This is a genomic window from Enterococcus sp. C76 (assembly GCF_040886985.1).
Taxonomy (GTDB): Bacteria; Bacillota; Bacilli; order Lactobacillales; family Enterococcaceae; genus Enterococcus_B; species Enterococcus_B lactis.
Map to the genome: position 1 here is coordinate 12,460 of NZ_JBFOEY010000012.1, position 15,699 is coordinate 28,158.

The following is a 15,699-nucleotide window of genomic DNA, read 5'->3' on the forward strand; positions in this document are numbered from 1 at the left end:
TTAGATGACAGCTATCGTATGCGTTGGTTGGATAACCATTTCATCGTCAATTGATCACCAATCAGGTGATTGATAATGAAGTGATATTAATGGTACAAAAATTGAAGTAGATGGCAACAAATTAATTTTCGTTTAGCGTAAAGCGACGAATCGTGTTTGGATAAGTAAAGTGACCGAATTTTATTAGACCATTTATAAATTAAGGAAAAAAGAAGAACCTGAAAAAGATATTTACGCAAAATACAAGCTGATTATTTACCAAGAAAACCATGAAATTTATAATCGTCTTTTTCAAGAGCGAAATATTTTTCTAAAAAAGATACAGATGCTACCTTTATGCGAATGAAAGACGATTATATGCAGTTCTCTTCAAGCGATATACTCGAAGAAAAGATAAGAGTGATCGAAATTGACGTCGAACCAGTGTTTGTACAATTTGGTGTTCCAATGTTTCTACTTACGAGGGAAATAAAGAATTCAAGATTGCTACTTGTGGGATTAAATTTGAGAAAATTAGAGAAATTCAAGGAGAGGAATAGATGTAAAGAAGAAAAAACAAGTCCTATTTTGAAATTAACAATAAAAATAGAACTTGCTTTCTTTTGGAGAAAGGACTATTGTCCCACTCTCTTTTATATAGAACATAAATGTTTGACAATTTTTTCTGTTAAATTGGTTAGATTTTCTTTTTGAATAGAAGAAATATAATATATATGTTCATGATTAACTGAATAGAAATACTCTATATTATCAAAAATTACTATGTCATTAGGATGACATTGGCTTATTAGTTCTGAACTAGAACTTATCCAATATTCGATTAATGATAATTTTATGGGAATGTTTTCTTTTAAAAAATTACTAATTTCTATATATTTTATCCAAGAATCTGTATAAATAAATAACCTTGGTTCTTTTCTTATATTTGCCGTATTTAACAGTTTTCTATATAAATTGTTAACTAAAATAGGCGAAAAATATAATGGTAAGTCATATTTATTTTTCCAATTTAAAAAAATTTCTAACAATTCTGAATTAAAATCTTCCATGTCGTCGTCTTCTAAATAATCCAAAGAAAAAAACATGTTCCAATTCATACAATAAAGCTTTATATGATTAAATAATATGTTTAAAGCCAATTCATTATTTTTTAGATTTATTTCTAAATGTTCTTCGATCCTATTTATTAAATCGTTTATAACTGGCGCTTTAATAAATAAATTGTATATTACTTTTTTGTAATCACATGTTATTTTTGGAGAAAAAGCATGTGTATTTAGAAAGAAAAAACATAATGTTGCATAATTTAATATTTCTTGTTTCTTTTTCTTCGATAATTTATTTATAAGATTCTTTAAGGAGTTCTCTAATTTTGGCGGAATCATAACAATACAAGACAGTATTTCTTTTTCATTAATAGTAAGTGTTAATTGATTTTGATTATTGAAAATATAAATAAGGTGGTGAAAATAAATTTCTAGTTCTATATTCGTTAGGTAACAATTGTCTATTGTATTAATAGAACGGGTAAAATTTTTTACTTCATGATAAATCAAATTATTTTTAGGATAATAATTAAATCCATATTTAATGCTCATTATGGACTTAATCCAATTTATTTTTAAGTAACTTCCTATTATTCTTTTATTTTTTAATTCTAAGTCGTTTATTTTACAAAATTTTTTTATTTTCATTTTTACTGTATAAAATTTTGATCTTGAAATAGGAAATTGACTAGTTTCAATTACTTTTTCATTTGTATTTGTTAGATAAAAAAATAGAAGAGATAAAAAATCAGATTCTTTGTATAGTTTTTGATAAAAATTTTTTATTTCTTTTTCTTGAGTTATATGTAAATAAATAGTTCCTTGTTTTAATTCGACTACTTGGTTGGAAAGAGAAGTAATTTGGTTAATTTCTTTGTATATTGTTGTATGAGTAGTATTCAATAAATTGCTAATTTGTTTTATGGTCCCCTTCTGATTGTAGATTAAAAAATCAAAAATAGCTTTTTTTCTCAATATATGTTCTTCGATATACTTTTCCTCAACAAATTTTTCCATAATTCCATGCCTTTCAATTTAATTTATTGTAAAAGAATTTTATATGTATTTAATTAGCTTTTTCAATTAATATAGAACGTTTTTTGAAAAAAATTAAAATTTTAAACATTACTATACATAATATAATCAAAGACTGCTCTTTCGAGCAGCCTTGAAAAAGAAAAGAATTGTAGGGTTCTTTCTAAATTATGGAAGAAAATCAGAAAGAAAAGTTTGATAACTTTTGAAGAATATCAATATTCTTCTTGTTTAGAATATCAAATTTTTTTTGGTTAATTTCTATAAAAATTTAAAATATAGTAAAGTAAAAAAATTTTTCCTCTTGCTTTAAGATTCTTTATCTTTTTTTTTTAATAAAAAAGATATGAAGATATAGAATAAAAGAAATTATGATATCATGCCTTACAATATAGACGGTAGAGGTAAAAAATGAAGAAAATCTTAAGAAAAAATGTATATGAGTTGGTTAAAGAACGGTTAAATTATATTTTTACAAAGTTTGATAATATAATTGTAGCTTTTTTTGGTGGAAAAGATTCTGGTCTATTACTTGAATTAGTCTATCAGTACTATACAGAAAATAAATGTGAACGAAAGGTGTCTGTTTATCATATTGATTATGAAGGTGGTTATGAACATACTTTAAACTATGTAAAACGTTGTATGGGAAAATATTCTGAATTTGATTATTATCACATTTGTTTACCATTATCTGCTTCTTGTGGTATTTCAATGTATCATTCAAGTTGGATTCCTTGGAATCCAGAAGAAGAAAATATCTGGGTAAATGTACTTCCTTATCAAAGTATAAATTTGAAGAATCATGAATTTTCTTTTTTTAAGTTTGGAATGAAAGATTATATATTTCAACAAAAGTTTAGTAAATGGTTACATGAAAAAAATAAAGCCAAACTTACTGCTGTATTGATAGGTATACGTGCACAGGAAAGTTTGAATAGATATCATACAGTAACTAGAAAAAATACTTTTACGATGTTTGGAGAAATTTCTTATAGTAAACGGGTTTATCATAATATTTTTAATTTCTATCCACTTTATGATTGGAAAATTGAAGATATATGGACCGCTTATGGGAAATTTGAATGGGATTATAATAAATTATATGATTTATATTATCAAGCAGGAGTTTCTTTACGTGAAATGCGTGTAGCTAATCCTTTTCATGATTGTGGTGTACATGCTTTAAAACTTTATAGAGAGATTGAACCTTGCACATGGGGAAAGTTATTAGGGCGTGTTAATGGAGCAAATTTTGCGGCTATTTATGGGGGGACTAAGGCAGTTGGTTATCGACAAGTATTATTACCGAATGGGCATACTTGGAAATCTTATGTTAATTTTCTTTTACAGACTTTACCGTGTCATATACGTGCTATTTATTTAAAAAAATTTAATTCATCAAAAGAATATTGGTTAAATAAAGGAGGTGCCCTACCACTCAGTGTAGTAGTAGAATTAGAAAAAACGACTATAGATTTTCAAAATCTTGGTTTTCCAAAAAATAATAGAAAATATAAACAAGAATATAGACTAATTCGCTTCAAAAAATATCCAGATGAAGTAAATATAAAGTCTTTTCGCTTAGTTCCTTCTTATAAAAGGATGTGTATCACTATTCTGAAAAATGATACCTCCTGTCGTTATATGGGGTTTTCTCAAACTAAGGATGAATTACAAAAGCAAAGGGAGGCTATGAAAAAGTGGGAGAAAACAAAGTTTATTTAAGTCCAGTATATAATTTACGTAAAATACCAGTTGATAAAATAGTAGCAAATGATTACAATCCTAATGTTGTAGCTCCTGTAGAATTGAAGCTATTGGAACAATCGATTTTAAATGACGGTTATACCATGCCTATTGTTTGTTTCTATTCAAAAGAAAAAGACGTTTACGAAATAGTAGATGGATACCATCGATTTTTGGTTATGAAGAATTCAAAGAAGATTGCTGAAAGAGAAAATTATCAACTTCCTGTTGTTACTATTGATAAGCCTACAAATGAGCGCATAGCAAGTTCAATTCGGCATAATCGTGCAAGAGGAACTCATTCAATTGATAGTATGGTAGAAATTGTTCATACTTTATCAGAAACAGGGTTAAGTGATCAATGGATTATGGAAAATATGGGAATGGATAAAAATGAATTGATTCGATTAAAGCAGATTAGTGGCTTAGCTTCCTTGTTTAAAGACCGTGAATTTTCAAAAGGATGGGAAGAAATATAATAAGTGGTTGTAGTTAATATGTTGAATAAATAGTATAAGCTATTGTATTACTAATATATGCGATTTTATATAAGTTCATGGCAGTTTGGGGCGTTTATTTTATTTATCACTGTATCTTAGCAATTGAATATGAAAATGGAGCTTGGTGATTATATTTTTGGAAAATTTTGTGCATCTGATTTGTTAAAAAGAAAAATGAAAAAAATAAAGAATCCTTGAAGTAATGGTCGGATATTCTTCAAGGATTCTTTGGGTAATGAAATGAATCACAAGTTGTATAGAAAAAGATTTTTTAAAGCAAGAGTTGGTGTTTGCTGTATTTCCCCTTTTTAAGAGTTAGGATCATTACCCAAAAAAATTATAATATGCTTCATTTAAAAATATATCTAAAGATTTATATTTTATTTTTTACAAAAATGTATGAAGAATAATCACGTGTCAATAAGCTATTTAGTAATTTTTATAATGCCATTAGATGGATATTACTTGATTTTTTTTACAAGGATAGATGATTTTTTAGCTAACTTTTTGTCTTGATTATTATTTAAAACCTTCTTAAAGAAATTTAAAAGTCATTGCATAATTCATAAAGCAATGTCTGGCTTAATGGTTATTAAAATAAAATTGTTAAGCTGAAGCAAATTTTTTCTTGCAACTTTTTTGTAGTTGCAAAGTTAGGTTTGAAATAGAAATAAGGATGGAATCAAATTTATTTGTGTTAAACTTTGGCTATGAGTATGTAAAATATAGGGGATACACAAATAATTTAATTACATGAATAGTATATCTAATTTTAATCCTTTTATTTATTTGAATTAAATGTTTAACAAATGTATTGGCTATGGTCTTATTTTAAGATAAATGGATCAAAATAAATTTTCCTTTTTTTCTTGTATACAAAAAAATAGCAAAAAAAAAATACTTCTGTTCTCTAAGAACAGAAGACTGCAAAATAAGATAGTGAGAACACTAATGATTCAATATCAACAGTATTTATATCAAAAAATAATGGTTGTTTCAATATCTCTTATATGAAATTTAAATGTAAACTATAAAAAAATTACCCGCTCGATATACTCTGTCTGAAGACTTGGATACCAATGGTCAAGTACTTATTTCTCAATTGAAATCCTTAGATTTCAAAGAAAGAAAACTAAAAAAATTTGAGAATATAATCTTAAAAAAATATGGACAAAATTGGTCAAATCATTGGATATATTTTTTGATATAATTGATATAGCAAAAAACAAAAAGAAAGTCGATTCTATTTGTTATAGAATTGGCTTTCTTTACTAGCTTTCATAATGAACGAACGCTATTCTTATTCTAAGAGCGTTATATTTATGGAATATCAAGAAAAATGTCACTTTATGAACAGTAAAGAAAAAAGATCACTAAATGAATCAAAGGAAGTGTAGTTATTTGTCGAGCAAGAAAATTAAGATAGGAAGTCTCTATTCTTTTTGTATTCCAGGTATAACTGAAGAGGTTTCTGTGCGAGTTTTAGAAAAGTTGAACTATGAAAAACTCCCTTATCAAGACTATCTTGTCGAAGTAGTAAAATGTACGCCAAAGCAGCTCTCAGGAGTTAGAAAATATAATTATAAATTCATTGCGCGGGAACAAGAACTAAAAATAATCAAAAAATATGTAGAAAAAAATATTCAAATTGGAAAAATCTATTTTTGTGAAGTACCTGCATGTCCAGGAAAATTTGAAGTAGAAGTTTTGACAAGACTCCAAAGTGAAATTCCTGCACAATATGTTGTTCGTTTGATTCGTTGTCATATAAGACAACGTGAAGCTCTATTAAAAAAATATGGTAGACGATTTATTGTTTCTGAAGAAAACCTTTTATCAGAATCCTTCAATTTCAATTAACTTTCCTCACGTTATTCAGTCCCCCTATTTTCAAGTTCAGAATCCGTATGACAATCTGGACACCTTTTTGGTTAATAGTATAGAAAAAAACAACAATCTACTAATGTGTTTAACTAGGTAGTAGACTGTTGTTTTTGCATATCTATATAGTATAGGTGGAAAGTAAGGGTTTAGATAAAATAAGGCTAAGGCTGCAATTAATTCATTTGTAGATTAGGTTATAGTCTGGAAATAATATCTACAAACAAATTAATTACATGAATAGCCTCAAATCAAATAGTAAGATAGTAATTTTGCTTGTACTATACCATGAATGGTTAAAAAACCTATCACAACTTAGATACATAATATAGAAAATAAATTTGTTCTTTATTATTGATTGCCTTGTGACCATGAATCGTCGTACAGTATCTAGTATTTACCATTGAAAAGAAAAAAATTGAAAAAAACTTTTTGTTATAGCCAATGCAATGTATAACTCATGCAGCGATTGCTAATTATCATGGGATGATAGGACTATATATAGGAGTTCAGATATTTAACAAAAGTATTGGCTATGTATTTATTTTAAGATAGATTAGTCAAAATAATTTTTGTCTTTTTTCTTGTATACCAAAAAAAATAGTATAAAAAATACTTCTGTTCTTAGAGAACAGAAGTATGCAAGGTGTTTAGCATGATTTTGGAAAAAACGATAGATCATCTATCAACAGCATTTATATCAAAAATTTTTCCTTGTTTCAATAATTTTGCTCGGAAATCTATCAACAAAAACCTAAATAAAGTGTTATGATGAAATTATCATACAAATCAAATCTATTTTGATAGATCAGTTTTTTTATTATTAATTATCGTTTATATAGGAGTGCTCGACTTGAAAAAAATTGAAATAGGAGATATCTATTATTATAAAACACCTGGAATTCCTGGATACTTTCAAGTAAAAATCATTGAAAAACTAAAAAGTAGCGGTTATGTTGCACAAGCAATCTCTTATACAAAAGAACAGGCGGTATTTTTAGAAAAAGACGATTTTAAATTAAATGTGAGAGGAACACTGTTACTAGATGAAAAACGATTCAAGAAAGAAATGAAAATAATTTCGGATCAGTTGGAAATACAGAAATTGCGTAAGGAAATCAAATCAAAAATCAATGATTATTTACGTAAAGAAGACAAAAACAGAGGTACGATCAAGGAATTAATCCAAAAAGGAATTATTAATATACAAAGAGAGATTCAATTGCTTGAAAACTTAGGAGATTCTGTTTTTTCTGATCAAGCCATTATCATAGGAAATAAATATAGTTACTTTTTAGTAGAATTCGATCAATTACTAGAGGTAGAAGTTCTAAATAAATTAAATCAACAACAATATTTTGTTCAATCCAATCACTATGATAGTTTAGAATATGAAAAAATATTTATTGCTGAAAAAGAACAATTAATAGGTAAGCCTTTCTGTTTATTCTAAAAGAAAAATCTATATTTCATTGCCAGCTCTAAAATATATTTAATAGTAAAATTCTTTAATAAATAATATTTCCACAAAATTTATAATTTTAAAATTAGATTCTATAAGTATGAACTTAGGTATAGTTATATTATGATATTTTTTCATGAATTATTTTTCTAAAAGTTTGTACGTATAATTTTTTTGAGTATATTTTTTGTTTATTACTAGTTGTCAAAATGATTTCAGATTCTTGTATTTTTAGTTTATAAAAAAGATCGTATTGATATTTTCGCTTTTAAAATATCAATACGATCTTTTTTGTATATTGTACTACTAGTAGTACAATATACAAAAATTATTTTTTGTTTTTTTTCTTGTCACGGGATTCATAAGTTTTCATATACATATCGAACATAATCCTCTGTTCTTGACTCATAGAATTCTCTAGCCTATTTAACAAGCTAGCAATTAAATCATCCTGTGTTTCAAAATCTAATGTGTTTTGTAATGCATTAACGCGATTAACATTGTATTTTTGAATTCTAATTGTCCCATAAATTTTATTTTTTTTAGGTCTTCCAACTTTTCGTTCTGTGATTTTGCTTTCTTGATGGACTTCTTGATTTTGCTTTTCTGAAAACTCTTCAATATTAAAAGTTTTTTTTGGTTTAGACGTTTCTGTTTCAGGAATTTCTCGTGTATTTTTTTTTCGTGAAGGATCTTTTTTGAATTGTTTAACCATAATTATTCTCCTATTCGTTGAAGGAATTCATCAGTAATTTCAGCATAAAAGTCATGTAGTTTGACATCATGGAAGTCCCATTTGTCTGTGAATTCTTTGTCAGCAATGCCGGTTCTGTCATAACCTTTTAAACGTTCCATGTGTCTTACTATGTGAGAAAAAACATATTTTTTACCAAAGCTTTCTAAGGCATCTTTGATTATTTGATTATCTACACCAGAATCGTTTTTCATTAATACAGGCAATACTCCAGCAATATCAAAATCTACAGCAGAATATTTATTGTAAAATGTTTGAGCATATTCCCAGAAAGCTTCTGCACCGTCTAAAGATCTTTGTTGAGTCTGTAAAACGATAATTAAAAAATCTGAAGTATATAAAGCTGTATTAGTATATAAAGATATAGTTGGTGGACAATCAATAATGATAAAATCATAATCTTCTTCAACTTCTTTAAGAAGATTTCCGAAATGGGCAATTCTTTTTTCTTTATAATTTTCTTCAGTTGCAGGATAAATAAGTTCCATATAATCAGGATAGTCAACAAAATCTATATGTGAAGGTAATAAATCAAGATTTGGCATAATATTGACAATCGCACTCGATAATTCTTTTTCTTGAATTGCTACCATCATAGTTTTCTCATTTGGCATTTCTGATTTATGCATTCTAGTATAAGTTCTATTAAGTAATTGAGTAGAATTGGATTGAGGATCTAAGTCGCAAATTAATACTTTTTTTCCTTTTTTGGCTGATTCATAGCCGAACATTACTGAATTCGTAGTTTTGCCTACTCCACCTTTAAAGTTTCCAAATACAATTTTTTTTGCCATATTTTTCGCTCCCGATCATATTTTTTTACTACATAAACTATTTTATCATACTTATTTTTTTACTACAATAATTATTTTATAAATTTACTATTTGTATATTGTACTATTTGTATATCTTACTATTTGTATATTATACTATTTGCATACAAATAGTATTTGTGTTACCCCAAAAAAGCATTGATATAACTAAAAATATTTTTTGTATATTGTACTATTTGTATATCTTACTATTTGTATATTGTAATATTTGCATATTATACTATTTGTGTATTGTACTATTTGTATATAGAAATAAAAAAAAACTATCTAAATTAGATTTAGATAGTATAATTAATTTAAATTTGATGGTTTACAAGTTTATTCCAAACATGGTATTGTCATAAATGAAAAATACATAAAAATAGAGACGGAAATAATTGACTTTGGTCGGATCAATTATTTCTGAATCACATGACCCAAACTCATGTGTTCGCGCTCGTCTCAATAAATAATTAAGTGGTCTACCAAACCACTTAGTTGTTTTACAAATGTGCATTGATTATAGCACATTTTAGACGAGCAATTCAATAGATATAGGTATATTTTTCTAGGTTTTTAAAGGAATTTAAACCGAATATTGAAGGAGAACGCAGAACAATTTTTAAGATTGTCGTGTGTTCTCTTTTTTAATACAATTCGGAGGAAATTTTTGATATGAAAAGCCTAAATCATTGTTATACTACATTGTTAAAACAAGGCATTCGTACATACAAATATCGAAATAGCACCATGAAGCCTGTTGGATATGAGAATACTAATAGGAATGGTGCAATCTTTGCGTACCGAAGTAAAAAATTGATGAATGCAGGACGTGGAATGGTTATCACGTCTGAAGAAGCGATTCTAGAAAATGAGTTAAAGTTAACACATTGGACTCCAAACGTTTATCGTTACGGAACATATGCAGACGAAAATCGAACGGTTGTCAAAGGACACTCAGAAAAAAATTTAAGTCAAATTAATACTTTCGTGGTGGATATCGATTCTAAAGAAAATCACCAGGGAGAAATTGTTTTGGCTTGTATCGATGAGTTAGGTTATATGCCAACCATGATTTTAGAATCTGAACATGGTTACCAAGTTTATTTTGTGCTGAAAACACCTGCTTTTGTGACGAAAAAGAGTAATTTCAAAGTAATTGAGGTAGCAAAACGTATTTCAACTGCTATTCGTACACAATTGGCTAATCAATTAACAGGTATTGATGTAGGGTGTAACCATTTTGGTATTGCTCGATTCCCTAATAGACAAAATATTGTGTTCTGCGAATTAGAAAATCAATATTCTTTTTCTGATTGGTTAAATTGGTCAATGAAAATGGCTTCTAATCAGAAGACTGAAGAGGAAAGAAATGCTAAATTAGTTGTCTTTCCTGAGAAAAAAGAGTATCGACAAGTTGATGAACCGTGGTTTGATTTATTATTGCGCAAAGCAAATATTATCGGTGGAAAAGGTCGATTAGGACGGAATAACGTGATTTTTACCCTTTCTTTAGCATATTATTCTTCGGGTTATGGTCAAGAAACTTGTGAATATAACATGTTTGAGTTTAATGAACGATTAAACGAGCCGTTGACTGAAGGCGAAGTAAGAAAAATTGTTAAAAGTGCGTATTCTGGCAACTATCAAGCAGCTAATCGTGACTTTATTTTAGAATTGTGCCAGGAATGGGTAGCTCCAGATATTCAAAAAAAAGAATTATTTATCCAACGTCGTGGTTGGTGGAAGTTTAAGAAACCACGAGAACAGCGAGAATATAGTCATAAACATGAATGGCAAGAAGATATCATGCGCTATCTAAGCGAAAAAAGTGATATTCAAATGCCTTATTTGAGACTGTCTAAAAAAGAATTAGCGAAACAATTAAAGATGCCATTAAGAAGTCTAGATCGTGCATTAAGTGCCTTAAAACAAGAACACAAAGTGTTCTACCATGTCAAAAAAGGGCGTGGTGGAGGGCTTTTGCTCGCTTCTGTACGTGTTTTGTTTGCAAGCTTGATTCAAGCTAAGAAAGAAGAAAAAGAAGCCTTTATTCAAGGGATTCTTGCGCAATTTAAGTTAACAGTTGATGAATGGCAACGAACTATCAAACAATTATTACCTGAGAAAGAAAAACGAGAAATCAGCTTATTTGAGGTGGATACAGGTTAAAAAAATAAAAGACGCCAATTGCCTTTTACAATATATCTTTGATACTTGCTTAGTATTTTATGCATGTTTAGCTTATTCTTTTCAGGTGTTTTTCCTTCTTTTACTTGTTGCTTCTGTGCTATTATTACATTTGTAATTATATCTAATTTATTTGAAGGAGTGATTCTGAAGATTATGAAGTTGTACGTCTATTGTCATCCGGTTAATGTTTATATTTTGCGATATTTAGGAATGCCGGTGGAACAATTTTGTGAGCTTTATGGTTTTAATCAGGGTACTGTCGCTAGTTGGGTAACAAGGGAGCGGAAGGTTGAGACGTTGCCTGCGTCATTTATTTATGCTTTGTCTTTGGCTTCTAGTCGTAGTATGGGGGAAATCTATGAGGAATTGTTAAAACTACAAGATGATTATTATCGTTATCGTGAACGAGTAGGGTTTAAGAAGGGAAAGAAAGTGAAAAAACGTTTAGATTAGTATTAGTTAAATTTTAAATATTACAAATGTTATAAAAATTATTGTTGATTTTATCATAATTAGTTATTAGAAATTCATTATATGAAATCATAATCGTTTGTTTTGAATTCAAAATCGTACAGAGCAGAAGCATAATCGTTCGAGTGAACACTTGTTCCCTAAAAATAATTATGCTATTCTGTTTTTGTAAAAATTTTTACAAGAAAAAACGGTTTATTTCCGTTGACTTAGTACAATAAAAAAATATATGTTATTTTTTGGTTTTTAATTTTTTGTACGGAAATAAATATGTAATCCTTATTTTTCAATTGATAAAGCAGCTGTTCAAATTTATTCATGAATGAATGAACTTGTGAATAAAGGAGGGCGAAAGCCTACTGTTATCGATTTTTAAAAGTGAAAAAAATAAAATGATAAATTTGTTTGCAGATTGCGAATGAATATGTTATCGTTTTTTTAGTGATTTTAAAAATAAAATGAATATTAAAAGTAAATATACTTTTTTTGTTATAATGCGTTGCTGTGCAATGTAGAGCCTAACAAAAAAAGGAGCTGGTTATGAAACCTCGCCCAGAAAGACTCTCACCTCTTTCTAGGGTCATAAGTTTCTAACCGGACCGTTCCGAAACAAAGCAATCAACGGTTCTACTCCTTTTTAGTTACAGGTTTCCCTGCAACACGGACAATGATACCATAAATTTAAGTTAATGAACAATCTTGTATTTTATACTTGGTCTAGTATTAATGAAATTTTATGTTGTAGTGTATCTAAAAAAGTATTTTTAGGTGCAGTGTGTATTTGGCTTGTGTTTGAATCAGAGGTTCTGTAATTCGGAGAGAAACTGTTATTGCTTCTTTGGAAGTAGTAGCTAGTTTCTCTCTTTTTTTGTTGGGTTCTGCATTGTTCAACAACATGTTGAGCAATGATAGTTTAATACTTTTAAAGGAGTTTAAATAATGTCTGAAAGGTTTTGTACAGTTGAGGATCTACAGCGTCAAGCAATTACGATCAAGCTTTATAACAACAGTGTTTGGGCTAATTTAGGGGACGGACGATTTATTAATCGTCAAACAAAGCAAATCCGACCAATTTCTTTGCTTTATCGTTCCACTCGAACCGTTGTTGGAGCTAATTATCAAGTGATTGCGAAACGTAAAAAGAAACGAGCAGGACTCATTTTTCTGGAGAGACCTTACAAAGCAAAATATGCGTAAGGACATAAAGATTTTTCTTGTTTGCAAGTAATTCTTTTTACTTGTGAACACTCTTGTTCCTTGAAAACTAAATAAAAAGAACACAATTTAAGGGTGTAAGAAAACCGTCTGGTTTCTAAATGAGGAGGTGCAAAAGATTTAGAAGGAGATAAGAATGTTTTCTTACCAGTCGTAGATATTCTTGCTGTCTAATCTACGGTCGTGTTTGGAAGGACAGTGCCTGAAGGCGTAGTGAACCTTTGGGATAATTTTGTGAAGGCAAGTTGTGTAGAAATAAGTAGCACAGGTAAGGGTTACGGTAGTAACTATCTGTTAGCAGAAGGACTTCTGATACTTGATTCATTTCAAACAAGTTGTGATTCACAGGTTGAGCATTTACCTAACATGCCAGGTTATCGTTTTACCTAACAACGAACACTATATTTTCTTTGATTACTTGTAAACAAGAGAAATTTTTACTAGGAGGTGTTCAAATGACGGAAATTCAACGATTGATTTATTTTTTAGAATCTGGAAAACGCAAGGAAATTTCGATGTCTGAATATATTTCTCTGCAAAAGAGGGGACAAAAATGGTCAGAAAGACGTTATCGCCAGTTATTGGCTGAATTATCAAGAAGTAGCGCGTTCCCTCCAAATTATCAAAAAGATCAAAATGGTCAGATAGTCCGTATTCTAAAACTAAAAACTGTTAGTTAAATTTTATAAAGAAATAAGGAGTTTATGTGATGAATTATATGTATTATTCCTTAGGAGATGGATTTAACGTAAATCAGGCAGTATTACCTTTTTATTTTGTTTCATTTATAATCAGTCTATAAAAGAAATGAGCTGATACAACATGGAATTAGATACAAATAATCATTCAGTATTCCTCCTGTATTATCACCTTGTCTTAGTAACGAAATATCGTAGACAAGTGATTGATGATGAAATATCTGATTATGCTAAAGCAACTTTTGAACGAATAACAAACCGTATCACATAACTTTAGTTGAGTGAAATCATGATAAAGACCATATTCATATCATGTTCAAACCCCAACCTAAAACAGAGTTGACAAAATTTATCAATGCTTATAAAAGTGCCAGTTCACGTTTGATAAAACGAGACTTTCCAAGGGTCAAGAAGTTTCTTTGGAAAGAAATATTCTGGTCTAAAAGTTTTTGTCTTTTGACAACTGGTGGTGCGCCAATTGATGTGATTAAGAAATATATTCAAAATCAAGGAAACAATCATAGATAGAGAGCAGGTGAACCTTATGGAGCGGCTAAAAGCATACAAGTTTAGATTATATCCAACTGAAGAACAAGAAATATTCTTTGCCAAGTCTTTTGGTTGTGTTCGTAAGGTTTACAATCTAATGCTTGATGACCGAATGAAAGCTTACGAAGAGGCTAAAAACGATTCATATAAAAAAATGAGTTTTCCAACGCCAGCAAAATATAAAAAAGAATTTCCATTTTTGAAAGAAGTGGATAGTCTGGCTTTAGCGAATGCACAACTTAACCTAGATAAGGCGTACAAGAACTTCTTTCGCGATAAATCCGTCGGATTTCCTCGTTTCAAAAGCAAGAAAAATCCAGTTCAAAGTTACACAACCAACAATCAAAATGGAACAATCGCTTTGATTGATCATAAATTTATCAAAATTCCTAAGTTGAAGTCTTTAGTCAAAATTAAGCTTCATAGACAATCTAAAGGAATGATCAAATCTGCTACAATATCACGTCATTCAAGTGGTAAATATTATATTTCCTTATTGTGTAAAGAAGAAATAATTGAGATTCCTAAAACTAATTCTGCTATTGGAATTGACCTTGGTATAACTGATTTTGCCATTCTTTCTGACGGTCAAAAAATTGATAATAATCGATTCACGTCAAAAATGGAAAAGAAACTCAAACGTGAACAACGTAAGTTGTCTAGACGTGGTCTTTTAGCTAAAAAGAAGGGTATCCATCTATTCGAAGCTAAAAACTACCAAAAACAAAAACGTAAAGTCGCTCGTTTGCACGAAAAAGTAATGAATCAACGTACTGATTTTCTGAATAAATTGAGTACAAAAATTATCAAAAATCACGATATTATTTGTATTGAAGACTTAAACATAAAAGGTATGTTGCGTAATCATAAACTAGCAAAAAGCATTTCTGATGTTTCTTGGTCAAGTTTTGTGACTAAGTTACAATACAAAGCTGACTGGTACGGACGTGAAATCATCAAAGTGGATAAATGGTTTCCATCAAGTCAAATTTGTTCAGAATGTGGACATAAAGATGGCAAGAAATCTCTCGAAATTCGAGAATGGACTTGTCCTATTTGTCATGCTCATCACGACCGAGATATCAATGCTAGTATCAATATTCTGACCGAAGGTCTAAGAATACAAGCGTTGGCTTAGATATAATCAAGAACCGTAGGAACTACGGGGATAGCTTGGTAAATAAGAGACACCGCTGTTAGTAAAGAAATACGCTATCAAGTATGCTCTCTTCCCAAGAAGCTCCCACTTCAAGCGTTAAGAACCGTTAGATTTAGCTAAGTGGTGAGTAGTTCACTAAATTATTGTTTTCATTATTTTTATCTGTCATAACTAT

General features: G+C 29.1%; 12 protein-coding genes and 2 pseudogenes. 11 read left to right on the forward strand and 3 right to left on the reverse strand.

The window, feature by feature from the left end:
• Positions 1 to 632 precede the first annotated feature (632 nt).
• A complete protein-coding gene (locus AB3I00_RS12865) occupies positions 633 to 2,063 on the reverse strand; it encodes a hypothetical protein (RefSeq protein ID WP_368025385.1) in 1,431 nt (476 codons plus the stop codon).
• 429 nt (positions 2,064 to 2,492) lie between these two features.
• On the opposite strand from AB3I00_RS12865, the gene AB3I00_RS12870 reads away from it, so the two are divergent.
• From AB3I00_RS12870 to AB3I00_RS12890, 5 genes and pseudogenes are all read left to right on the forward strand, one after another.
• A complete protein-coding gene (locus tag AB3I00_RS12870) occupies positions 2,493 to 3,809 on the forward strand; it encodes a DUF3440 domain-containing protein (protein WP_368025386.1) in 1,317 nt (438 codons plus the stop codon).
• Entirely contained in the window at positions 3,785 to 4,309 is a 525-nt protein-coding gene (locus AB3I00_RS12875) for an IbrB-like domain-containing protein (RefSeq protein ID WP_368025387.1), read from the forward strand. Before AB3I00_RS12870 ends, AB3I00_RS12875 begins: the two co-directional genes overlap by 25 nt.
• A 1,048-nt stretch (positions 4,310 to 5,357) precedes the next feature.
• Positions 5,358 to 5,535, forward strand: a pseudogene (locus AB3I00_RS12880) (type II toxin-antitoxin system PemK/MazF family toxin); the annotation flags it as partial.
• A 172-nt stretch (positions 5,536 to 5,707) separates the two neighbouring features.
• Positions 5,708 to 6,190: a hypothetical protein gene (locus AB3I00_RS12885; protein ID WP_368025388.1), complete on the forward strand. Its 483-nt coding sequence runs from the start codon at positions 5,708 to 5,710 to the stop codon at positions 6,188 to 6,190.
• A gap of 874 nt (positions 6,191 to 7,064) precedes the next feature.
• Positions 7,065 to 7,664: a hypothetical protein gene (locus AB3I00_RS12890; protein ID WP_368025389.1), complete on the forward strand. Its 600-nt coding sequence runs from the start codon at positions 7,065 to 7,067 to the stop codon at positions 7,662 to 7,664.
• 337 nt (positions 7,665 to 8,001) lie between these two features.
• On the opposite strand, the gene AB3I00_RS12895 is transcribed toward AB3I00_RS12890, so the two are convergent.
• Together AB3I00_RS12895 and AB3I00_RS12900 are read right to left on the reverse strand one after the other, a co-directional pair.
• Complete coding sequence (locus AB3I00_RS12895) at positions 8,002 to 8,388, reverse strand: DUF5388 domain-containing protein (RefSeq protein ID WP_368025390.1); 387 nt, start codon at positions 8,386 to 8,388, stop codon at positions 8,002 to 8,004.
• A gap of 2 nt (positions 8,389 to 8,390) precedes the next feature.
• Positions 8,391 to 9,221, reverse strand: a complete 831-nt coding sequence (locus tag AB3I00_RS12900; RefSeq protein ID WP_368025391.1) for a ParA family protein — start codon at positions 9,219 to 9,221, stop codon at positions 8,391 to 8,393.
• Between the two features lie 693 nt (positions 9,222 to 9,914).
• Between AB3I00_RS12900 and AB3I00_RS12905 the strand changes: the two genes are divergently transcribed.
• The 6 genes and pseudogenes from AB3I00_RS12905 (at position 9,915) to tnpB (ending at position 15,503) form a co-directional block, all read left to right on the forward strand.
• Positions 9,915 to 11,411, forward strand: a complete 1,497-nt coding sequence (locus AB3I00_RS12905; protein WP_368025392.1) for a primase C-terminal domain-containing protein — start codon at positions 9,915 to 9,917, stop codon at positions 11,409 to 11,411.
• A gap of 174 nt (positions 11,412 to 11,585) precedes the next feature.
• Complete coding sequence (locus AB3I00_RS12910; protein WP_368025393.1) at positions 11,586 to 11,885, forward strand: type III secretion system protein PrgN; 300 nt, start codon at positions 11,586 to 11,588, stop codon at positions 11,883 to 11,885.
• Positions 11,886 to 12,842: 957 nt separating this feature from the next.
• Positions 12,843 to 13,100: a hypothetical protein gene (locus AB3I00_RS12915; protein ID WP_086325217.1), complete on the forward strand. Its 258-nt coding sequence runs from the start codon at positions 12,843 to 12,845 to the stop codon at positions 13,098 to 13,100.
• Between the two features lie 473 nt (positions 13,101 to 13,573).
• Entirely contained in the window at positions 13,574 to 13,798 is a 225-nt protein-coding gene (locus AB3I00_RS12920) for a hypothetical protein (RefSeq protein WP_086325215.1), read from the forward strand.
• Between the two features lie 142 nt (positions 13,799 to 13,940).
• Positions 13,941 to 14,344: pseudogene (gene tnpA / locus AB3I00_RS12925) on the forward strand (IS200/IS605 family transposase).
• 16 nt (positions 14,345 to 14,360) lie between these two features.
• Positions 14,361 to 15,503, forward strand: coding sequence for an IS200/IS605 family element RNA-guided endonuclease TnpB (tnpB, locus tag AB3I00_RS12930; RefSeq protein ID WP_368025394.1), 1,143 nt, complete (start codon positions 14,361 to 14,363; stop codon positions 15,501 to 15,503).
• Positions 15,504 to 15,699 lie beyond the last annotated feature (196 nt).